This window comes from Sphaerotilus sp. (assembly GCF_041083715.1).
Lineage (GTDB): Bacteria > Pseudomonadota > Gammaproteobacteria > Burkholderiales > Burkholderiaceae_C > Sphaerotilus.
Window position 1 is genome coordinate 1 of record NZ_JBFPGY010000167.1, and the last position, 9,884, is coordinate 9,884.

At 63.1% G+C, this 9,884-nt stretch carries 8 protein-coding genes, 1 tRNA gene and 1 pseudogene; all 10 read left to right on the forward strand.

From position 1 onward, the window contains the following. Positions 1-1,185 (forward strand): elongation factor Tu (tuf, locus tag AB3X43_RS07500; RefSeq protein WP_369429233.1); only part of this gene is annotated, 1,185 nt, incomplete at its 5' end. Between the two features lie 28 nt (positions 1,186-1,213). Beyond that, positions 1,214-1,289, forward strand: a tRNA-Trp gene (locus AB3X43_RS07505). Positions 1,290-1,442: 153 nt separating this feature from the next. Further along, complete coding sequence (gene secE / locus AB3X43_RS07510; protein WP_369429234.1) at positions 1,443-1,826, forward strand: preprotein translocase subunit SecE; 384 nt, start codon at positions 1,443-1,445, stop codon at positions 1,824-1,826. A gap of 35 nt (positions 1,827-1,861) precedes the next feature. Further along, positions 1,862-2,428, forward strand: coding sequence for a transcription termination/antitermination protein NusG (gene nusG, locus AB3X43_RS07515; RefSeq protein ID WP_369429235.1), 567 nt, complete (start codon positions 1,862-1,864; stop codon positions 2,426-2,428). 104 nt (positions 2,429-2,532) lie between these two features. Beyond that, positions 2,533-2,967, forward strand: coding sequence for a 50S ribosomal protein L11 (rplK, locus tag AB3X43_RS07520; RefSeq protein WP_369429236.1), 435 nt, complete (start codon positions 2,533-2,535; stop codon positions 2,965-2,967). A 2-nt stretch (positions 2,968-2,969) separates the two neighbouring features. After that, the gene (gene rplA / locus AB3X43_RS07525) at positions 2,970-3,686 is read left to right on the forward strand and encodes a 50S ribosomal protein L1 (RefSeq protein WP_369429237.1); all 717 of its coding nucleotides are present in this window, start codon (positions 2,970-2,972) and stop codon (positions 3,684-3,686) included. Between the two features lie 351 nt (positions 3,687-4,037). Then, a complete protein-coding gene (gene rplJ, locus AB3X43_RS07530; RefSeq protein ID WP_369429238.1) occupies positions 4,038-4,565 on the forward strand; it encodes a 50S ribosomal protein L10 in 528 nt (175 codons plus the stop codon). Positions 4,566-4,619: 54 nt separating this feature from the next. Then, positions 4,620-4,997, forward strand: coding sequence for a 50S ribosomal protein L7/L12 (gene rplL, locus AB3X43_RS07535; protein WP_369429239.1), 378 nt, complete (start codon positions 4,620-4,622; stop codon positions 4,995-4,997). 324 nt (positions 4,998-5,321) lie between these two features. Continuing rightward, the gene (gene rpoB / locus AB3X43_RS07540; protein WP_369429240.1) at positions 5,322-9,449 is read left to right on the forward strand and encodes a DNA-directed RNA polymerase subunit beta; all 4,128 of its coding nucleotides are present in this window, start codon (positions 5,322-5,324) and stop codon (positions 9,447-9,449) included. Positions 9,450-9,460: 11 nt separating this feature from the next. Then, positions 9,461-9,884 (forward strand): annotated as a pseudogene (locus AB3X43_RS07545) (DNA-directed RNA polymerase subunit beta'); the annotation flags it as partial.

The window sequence follows — 9,884 nt, forward strand, 5'->3', positions numbered from 1 at the left end:
AAGGAAAAGTTTGTCCGTACCAAGCCGCACGTCAACGTCGGCACCATCGGTCACGTGGACCACGGCAAGACGACGCTGACGGCGGCGATCACGACCGTGCTGTCGAAGAAGTTTGGCGGCACCGCCAAGGCGTATGACCAGATCGACGCGGCACCGGAAGAAAAGGCCCGCGGCATCACCATCAACACCGCGCACGTCGAGTACGAGACGGAGAACCGCCACTACGCGCACGTCGACTGCCCGGGACACGCCGACTACGTCAAGAACATGATCACCGGCGCCGCCCAGATGGACGGCGCGATCCTGGTGTGCTCGGCCGCCGACGGCCCGATGCCCCAGACCCGCGAGCACATCCTGCTGTCGCGTCAGGTGGGCGTGCCCTACATCATCGTGTTCCTGAACAAGGCCGACATGGTGGACGACGAGGAGCTGCTGGAGCTGGTCGAGATGGAAGTGCGCGAGCTGCTGTCCAAGTACGACTTCCCCGGCGACGACACCCCGATCATCAAGGGCTCGGCCAAGCTGGCCCTCGAAGGCGACACCGGCCCGCTGGGCGAGCAAGCCATCATGAAGCTGGCGGATGCGCTGGACACCTACATCCCCGAGCCGAAGCGCCTGGTGGACGGTGCCTTCCTGATGCCCGTGGAAGACGTGTTCTCGATCTCGGGCCGCGGCACCGTGGTGACCGGCCGCATCGAGCGCGGCATCGTCAAGGTCGGCGAGCCGATCGAGATCGTGGGCCTGAAGGACACGCAAGTGACCACCTGCACCGGCGTGGAAATGTTCCGCAAGCTGCTGGACCAGGGTCAAGCGGGCGACAACGTCGGCATCCTGCTGCGTGGCACCAAGCGCGAAGACGTGCAGCGCGGCCAGGTGCTGTGCAAGCCGGGCACCATCAAGCCGCACACCGACTTCACGGGTGAGATCTACGTGCTGAGCAAGGACGAAGGCGGCCGCCACACGCCGTTCTTCGCCAACTACCGCCCGCAGTTCTACTTCCGCACGACGGACGTGACCGGCTCGATCTCCCTGCCCGAAGGCAAGGAAATGGTCATGCCCGGCGACAACGTGTCGATCACCGTCAAGCTGATCGCCCCGATCGCCATGGAAGAAGGTCTGCGCTTCGCCATCCGTGAAGGCGGTCGCACCGTCGGCGCCGGCGTCGTCGCCAAGATCATCGCCTGAATTAACGTAAACTCACCAGTCAGACCGCAGGGGCATAGCTCAATTGGCAGAGCGTCGGTCTCCAAAACCGAAGGTTGGGGGTTCGATTCCCTCTGCCCCTGCCAAATCCGATCGCTGAAAAGCCATCGAGATTTGTTGCCTGACCGGCAGCCCGCGGGACGTGTCGACGCCCTGGCGGGCTTTTCTGCTCGTGGGTCTCGATGATGGCGCGCAGTGCAATGGCTGTGATTCGCCCACCCCCGAACGAAGTGAATGTGATGACCGCTCCGCAAGTCGAAACTGTTTCCACCAATGCTGACAAGACCCGGCTGATTGCTTCTGGGCTGCTGCTGCTTGGTGGCTTGGTGGCGTTCTATCTGCTTTCTGCGCAGGGGCCTTACGCCCAGTGGGCCGTGCTGCTGCTGCTGCTGGGTGGCGCTGTGGCTGCATTCTTCGGGTCCGAACCGGGCAAGGCGTTGATCGCCTATGGCCGGGAGTCGGTCAAGGAGTTCTACAAGGTTGTCTGGCCGACCCGCAAGGAAGCGGGGCAGATGACGGGCTACGTCTTTGCCTTCGTCGTGGTCATGGCGTTGTTCCTGTGGATGACTGACAAGACCCTCGAGTGGGTTCTGTATGACCTGATCCTCGGCTGGAAGCGCTGATCGCGGGTGTGACGCTGTAAAAGCAAGGTTTCAAGATGAGCGATATCCAGTCCACCTCTCCCGTTGCCGTGCCGATGCGCTGGTACGTGGTGCATGCCTATTCGGGCATGGAAAAAGCCGTGGAGCGCAATCTGCGCGAGCGCATTGACCGTTCCGGCATGCAGGCCAAGTTCGGTCGCATCCTGGTCCCGACCGAAGAAGTGGTCGAGATGAAGAACGGCAAGAAGTCGGTCACCGAGCGTCGTTTCTTTCCCGGCTATGTGCTGGTCGAGATGGTGATGGACGACGAGTCCTGGCATCTGGTCAAGAACACCAGCAAGGTCACCGGTTTTGTCGGGGGCGCCAAGAACCGTCCGTCGCCGATCTCGGAAGACGAGGTCATGAAGATCGTGACCCAGATGCAGGAAGGCACCGAAAAGCCGCGTCCGAAGGTGGAGTGGGTGGTCGGCGAGGTCGTGCGCGTCAAGGATGGCCCGTTCACCGACTTCAACGGTGCCATCGAAGACGTCAACTACGACAAGAACAAGATGCGGGTGTCCGTCACGATCTTCGGTCGTGCGACGCCGGTGGAACTCGACTTTCACCAGGTCGAGAAAGTCTGACGCTTCACCGCGTCGGATCGGGTGGCGGGCGCATGGTGTGCCCGCATATCTCACATGACGAGGAGCCTGCTCCAGTGGCAGGCGCTTGAACTCGAGGAGCCATCATGGCAAAGAAAATCGTCGGCTTCATCAAGCTGCAAGTTCCGGCGGGCAAGGCCAATCCTTCGCCCCCGATCGGTCCCGCTCTCGGTCAGCGCGGTCTGAACATCATGGAGTTCTGCAAGGCGTTCAACGCACAGACGCAGCAGGGCTTCGAGATCGGCATGAAGCTGCCGGTGGTCATCACCGCCTTCGCCGACAAGTCATTCACCTTCGTCATCAAGAGCCCGCCAGCAACGGCCCTCCTGAAGAAGGCTGCCAAGATTGAACGTGGCTCGGCCCGTCCGCACCTCGACAAGGTCGGCAAGCTGACCCGTGCGCAGCTGGAAGAGATCGCGAAGATCAAGGTCAAGGATCTGACGGCTGCCAATCTGGACGCCGCTGTCAAGACCATCGCCGGCTCGGCCCGTTCGATGGGCATCAACGTGGAAGGGGTCTGATCATGGCAAAGCTGACAAAGCGTCAAAAGGCGCTGCAAGGCAAGATCGAGACGACCAAGCTGTATCCGATCGACGATGCGCTGGGCCTGCTGAAGGAATGTGCCAACGCCAAGTTCGATGAATCCATCGACGTGGCCGTGCAACTGGGCGTGGATGCCAAGAAGTCGGACCAGGTGGTGCGTGGCGCCGTCGTGATGCCCAACGGCACCGGCAAGACCAAGCGCGTGGCCGTGTTCACCCAGGGTGCCAAGGCGGACGAAGCCCGTGCCGCTGGCGCGGACGTGGTCGGCATGGACGATCTGGCTGCTGAAGTCAAGGCCGGCAACATCAACTTCGACGTGGTCATCGCCTCGCCTGACGCGATGCGCGTGGTCGGTCAGCTGGGCCAGATCCTTGGCCCGCGCGGCCTGATGCCGAACCCGAAGGTCGGCACCGTGACCGCTGACGTCGTCACCGCGGTGCGCAACGCCAAGGCTGGCCAGGTCCAGTTCCGCGTCGACAAGGGCGGCATCATCCACGGCACCATCGGTCGCCGTTCGTTCGAAGACGGCAAGCTCAAGGGCAACCTGCAAGCGCTGCTGGATGCACTGAACAAGGCCAAGCCGGCATCGAGCAAGGGTGTCTACCTGCGCAAGGTCGCCGTCTCGTCGACGATGGGCGTGGGTGTCCGCGTGGACATCGCCAGCGTCACCGCAGGCATGGGCACCAGCCAGAACTGATCGACAGACCATGGCTCCGTCGCGCGCATGGCGTGGCGGGAGCCCGGGCACGGTGCGAGTCTGGCACCGTCGCTTCGACAACATTTGGTGGGCTGAAGCGGCCAGGGCGACAAGCCATGGCCACTGCAGGTCATCGAAGACCGCTGGCGAACTGCCCTCCCTGGTCACAGGGGGGGTCAGCGCTTAATCGGCGAGGTTCGGGTTTCGGCCCGACCCCATCCGGCCAGCGCAGATGGCGTACCCGCCGCAAGGGTCCGGTCCGTGGCGACACGGGCTCCTGAACGGCAAGGTCGCTGAACCCGGTGTGTCCTGAGCGCGCTCGCGTGATGGGCACTTTTTAAGGAGTGGACCTTGAGTCTCAATCGCAACGAGAAAGCAGCCGTTGTCGAGGAAGTGATCGCCCAGGCGGCGAAGTCACAGACCTTGACCGTGGCCGAGTACCGTGGCCTCACCGTCGCTCATCTGGATGCTCTGCGCAAGGTCGCGCGCGAAAAGGGTGTGTATCTTCACGTGCTGAAGAACACCCTGGCCCGCCGTGCCGTTGCCGGAACACCTTTTGAGGCCGCTGAGAGCCTGTTCGTCGGACCGCTGATCTATGGCTTCTCCGAAGATGCCGTGGCAGCCGCGAAGGTCGTTTCCGACTTCGCCAAGACGAACGACAAGCTGGTCATCAAGGGCGGTGCCTACGGTGGCAAGGCGCTGGACGTCGAAGGCGTCAAGGCGCTGGCCAACGTGCCGAGCAAGGAAGTCCTGCTGGCCCAACTGCTGGGTCTGCTGCAGACGCCGATCTCCGGCTTTGCGCGCGTGATGGCCGAAGTGGCGAAGCAAAAGGCTGGCGGTGCCGAAGAGGCCCCCGCTGCCGAAGCCGCCGCGGCCTGAGTCCGACCCGGTCTCAACCCTGTTTTCTCGATTTCACTGAATTAGGAGCCCATCATGGCATTCGACAAAGACGCATTCCTGGCTGCCCTGGACACGATGACGGTCCTGGAACTGAACGACCTGGTCAAGGCCGTTGAAACGAAGTTTGGCGTGTCCGCTGCTGCGGTCGCTGTCGCTGGTGGCGGCGGCGGTGCTGCTGCTGCGGCTGTCGTCGAAGAAAAGACCGAGTTCAACGTGGTCCTGCTGGCCGCTGGTGCCAACAAGGTCTCCGTCATCAAGGCCGTGCGCGAACTGACGGGCCTTGGCCTGAAGGAAGCCAAGGACCTGGTCGACGGCGCACCGAAGAACGTCAAGGAAGGCATCGCCAAGGCCGACGCCGACGCTGCTCTGAAGAAGCTGGTCGAAGCTGGCGCCCAAGCCGAAATCAAGTAATTCGGCGTGCGCTTGACGCGCATCTGAATCACTGTCCAGGCTGGTCCGACAGGGCCAGCCTTTTCGTGCTTCCGAGGGTAAATCCTTGGAGATCACCTGAAAAAGCCTGCTGGGTTACCCTGGAAGGCTTTTTCAAGTGTTCTCTGAACCGACTGCAGAGAACCGGTTTGGTCGGACCGGGGTGCAATGCCCTGGTTGTCCGCCAGCGGCTGGTAGTGGCCAGCCACCAAGCTTCAGGCGCAAGGCCTGGTGCCAGTCGTCCCGATTTTCGGCCGAATGAACTGCTGCCTTGGCCCGGCGGCGGACTTCGACACGGAGTGATTGATGGCGCAAGCAACCCCCTATAGCTACACCGAGCGCAAGCGAATCCGCAAGAGCTTCGGCAAGCGCGCGAGCGTGCTGAACGTTCCCTATCTGCTCACCATGCAGAAGGACAGCTACGTCGCTTTCCTGCAAAAGGATGTACCCCCGCTGAAGCGCAAACCAGAAGGTTTGCAAGCCGCTTTCCTCTCGGCGTTCCCGATTGTTTCGCACAACGGGTTCGTGGAGATGAAGTTCCTCGAATTCAACATTGCCAAGCCGCCGTTCGACGTGCGCGAGTGTCAGCAGCGTGGTCTCACGTTCGCTGCCGCCGTGCGGGCGCGCCTGCAGATGATCATCTATGACCGCGAGAACTCGACCAACCAGTCGAAGGTGGTCAAGGAGATCAAGGAGCAGGAGGTCTACATGGGCGAAGTGCCCCTGATGACCGACTATGGCTCCTTCATCGTCAATGGCACCGAGCGTGTCATCGTCTCGCAGCTGCACCGCTCCCCCGGTGTCTTCTTCGAACACGACAAGGGCAAGACCCACTCGTCCGGCAAGCTGCTGTTCTCGGCGCGGATCATCCCGTACCGCGGCTCGTGGCTCGACTACGAGTTCGATCCGAAGGACATCCTGTTCTTCCGCGTCGACCGCCGCCGCAAGATGCCGGTCACGATCCTGCTCAAGGCCATCGGCCTGAACCCCGAGCAGATCCTCGCGCACTTCTTCGACTTCGACAATTTCCGCTTGATGGATTCGGGCGCGCAGCTCGAATTCGTGGCCGATCGTCTGAAGGGTGAAATCGCCCGTTTCGACATCACCGACAAGAACGGTGTCGTGGTGGTCGAGAAGGACAAGCGGATCACCGCGAAGCACCTGCGCCAGATCACGACGTCCGAGACGCAGTTCATCAGCGTGCCGGAAGACTTCCTGGTGGGCCGTGTCATCGCCCGCAACATGGTCGATGCCGACACCGGCGAGATCGTGGCGAAGGCGAACGAGGAAGTCACCGAGACGCTGCTGAAGAAGCTGCGTTCGGCCGGCATCCGCGACGTGCAGTGCCTGTTCACCAACGAGCTGAACCAGGGCGCCTTCATCAGCCAGACCCTGGCGGCCGACGAGACCGCCGACCAGCTGGCCGCGCGCGTGGCCATCTACCGCATGATGCGCCCCGGCGAGCCGCCGACGGAAGACGCGGTCGAAGCGTTGTTCCACCGCCTGTTCTACTCGGCCGACACATACGACCTGTCGCGCGTGGGCCGCATGAAGTTCAACGCCCGCGTGGGCCGCGATGGCTCCGAAGGCCCGATGACGCTGACCAACGAGGACATCCTCGACGTGGTCAAGATCCTCGTGGACCTGCGCAACGGCAATGGCGAAGTGGACGACATCGACCACCTCGGCAACCGACGTGTGCGTTGCGTGGGCGAACTGGCCGAAAACCAGTACCGCTCGGGCCTCGCCCGCATCGAGAAGGCGGTCAAGGAACGCCTCGGCCAGGCCGAGACCGAAGCCCTGATGCCGCACGACCTGATCAACTCCAAGCCGATCTCCGCGGCATTGAAGGAGTTCTTCGGTGCGTCGCAGCTCTCGCAGTTCATGGACCAGACCAACCCGCTGTCGGAGATCACGCACAAGCGCCGTGTCTCCGCCCTGGGCCCGGGCGGTCTGACCCGCGAGCGCGCCGGCTTCGAAGTCCGCGACGTGCACCCGACCCACTACGGCCGCGTGTGCCCGATCGAAACGCCGGAAGGCCCGAACATCGGCCTGATCAACTCGCTGGCCCTGTTCGCACGGCTGAACGAGTACGGCTTCCTGGAAACGCCGTACCGGCGCGTCAAGGACGGCATCGCCTCCACGCAGATCGACTACCTGTCGGCCATCGAGGAAGGCAAGTACATCATCGCCCAGGCCAACGCCTCGCTCGACGCGGACAACCGCCTGTCGGACGAGCTGGTCTCGGCGCGTGAAAAGGGTGACTCGGTCCTGACCGGTCCGGAGCGCATCCAGTACATGGACGTGGCCCCGACGCAGATCGTGTCGGTGGCGGCTTCGCTCGTGCCCTTCCTGGAGCACGACGACGCGAACCGCGCACTGATGGGCGCCAACATGCAGCGTCAGGCTGTGCCGACCCTGCGCCCCGAAAAGGCGCTGGTGGGCACGGGCGTCGAGCGTGTGGCGGCGGTCGACTCGGGCACCGTCGTGACGGCACGCCGTGGCGGCATCGTGGACTACGTCGACACCAACCGCATCGTGATCCGCGTGAACGACGCGGAAACGGTGGCCGGTGAAGTCGGCGTCGACATCTACAACCTGATCAAGTACCACCGCTCGAACCAGAACACCAACATCCACCAGCGGCCGATCGTCAGCCGTGGTCACTTTGTTGGCGCTGGTGACGTGATCGCGGACGGTGCATCGACCGACCTGGGCGAACTCGCCCTGGGTCAGAACATGCTGGTCGCGTTCATGCCGTGGAACGGCTACAACTTCGAAGACTCGATCCTGATCTCCGAACGCGTGGTCGCCGAAGACCGCTACACCTCGATCCACATCGAGGAACTGGTGGTCATGGCGCGTGACACGAAGCTCGGGCCTGAGGACATCACCCGCGACATCCCGAACCTGTCCGAAGCGCAGCTGTCGCGTCTGGACGAGTCCGGCATCGTCTACGTGGGCGCCGAAGTGAACCCGGGCGACGTGCTGGTCGGCAAGGTCACGCCGAAGGGCGAGACCACGCTGACACCGGAAGAGAAGCTGCTGCGCGCGATCTTCGGCGAGAAGGCGTCCGACGTGAAGGACACCTCGCTGCGCGTGGACCAGGGCACGATGGGCACCGTCATCGACGTGCAGGTCTTCACCCGCGAAGGCATCCAGCGCGACAAGCGCGCCCAGCAGATCATCGACGACGAGCTCAAGCGCTTCCGCCTGGACCTGAACGACCAGCTGCGCATCGTCGAGGCCGACGCGTTCGACCGGATCGAGAAGCTGCTGACCGGCAAGGTCGCCAACGGTGGTCCGCGCAAGATCGCCAAGGGCACGGTCATCGACAAGGCCTACCTGACCGACGTCGAGAAGTACCACTGGTTCGACATCCGTCCGGCGGAAGACGAAGCGGCCAACCAGCTCGAATCGATCAAGAACTCGCTGGAGCAGACGCGCCACAGCTTCGACCTGATGTTCGAGGAAAAGCGCAAGAAGCTCACGCAGGGCGACGAGCTGCCCGCGGGCGTGCTGAAGATGGTCAAGGTCTACCTGGCCGTCAAGCGCCGCCTGCAGCCGGGTGACAAGATGGCCGGCCGCCACGGCAACAAGGGTGTGGTGTCCAAGATCGTCCCGATCGAAGACATGCCCTACATGGCCGACGGCACCCCTGCCGACATCGTGCTGAACCCGCTGGGCGTGCCTTCGCGGATGAACGTGGGTCAGGTGCTGGAAGTCCACCTGGGCTGGGCCGGCAAGGGCATTGGCCAGCGCATCGGCGACATGCTGCAGCAGGAGGCCCGCGTGGCCGAGCTGCGCAAGTTCTTCGACGAGCTGTACAACCAGTCCGGCGGTCGTCCGGAGGAAATCGGCCAGCTGACCGACGAGGAAGTCGTCGAGATGGCGCGCAACCTCACCAACGGTGTGCCGTTCGCGACCCCGGTGTTCGATGGTGCGAAGGAATCCGAGATCCGCGCGATGCTCAAGCTCGCGTACCCGGACGACATCGCGGCGAAGAAGGGCCTGACCCCGACGCGCACGCAGGCCTACCTGTACGACGGCCGCACCGGCGAGCAGTTCGAGCGTCCGACCACGGTCGGCTACATGCACGTGCTCAAGCTGCACCACCTGGTCGACGACAAGATGCACGCCCGCTCGACCGGCCCGTACTCGCTCGTCACCCAGCAACCGCTGGGCGGCAAGGCGCAGTTCGGCGGCCAGCGCTTCGGCGAAATGGAAGTCTGGGCTCTGGAAGCCTACGGCGCGGCGTATGTCCTGCAGGAAATGCTGACGGTCAAGTCCGACGACGTGAACGGCCGCACCAAGGTCTACGAGAGCATCGTCAAGGGTGAGCATTCGATCGAAGCCGGCATGCCGGAATCGTTCAACGTGCTGGTCAAGGAAATTCGTTCGCTCGGTATCGACATCGAGCTCGAGCGCAACTAAGGAGAAGATGCATGAAGGGATTACTCGACCTTTTCAAGCAGTTCACCCCGGATGAACACTTCGACGCGATCAAGATCGGGCTGGCCAGCCCGGAGAAGATCCGCTCGTGGTCGTTCGGCGAGGTGAAGAAGCCCGAGACGATCAACTACCGCACCTTCAAGCCGGAACGCGACGGCCTGTTCTGCGCCAAGATCTTCGGTCCCATCAAGGACTACGAGTGCCTGTGCGGCAAGTACAAGCGCCTGAAGCACCGCGGCGTGATCTGCGAGAAGTGCGGCGTCGAAGTCACGCAGACCAAGGTGCGTCGCGACCGCATGGGTCACATCGACCTGGCGGCGCCTTGCGCGCACATCTGGTTCCTGAAGTCGCTGCCGTCGCGTCTGGGCATGGTGCTCGACATGACGCTGCGCGACATCGAACGCGTGCTGTACTTCG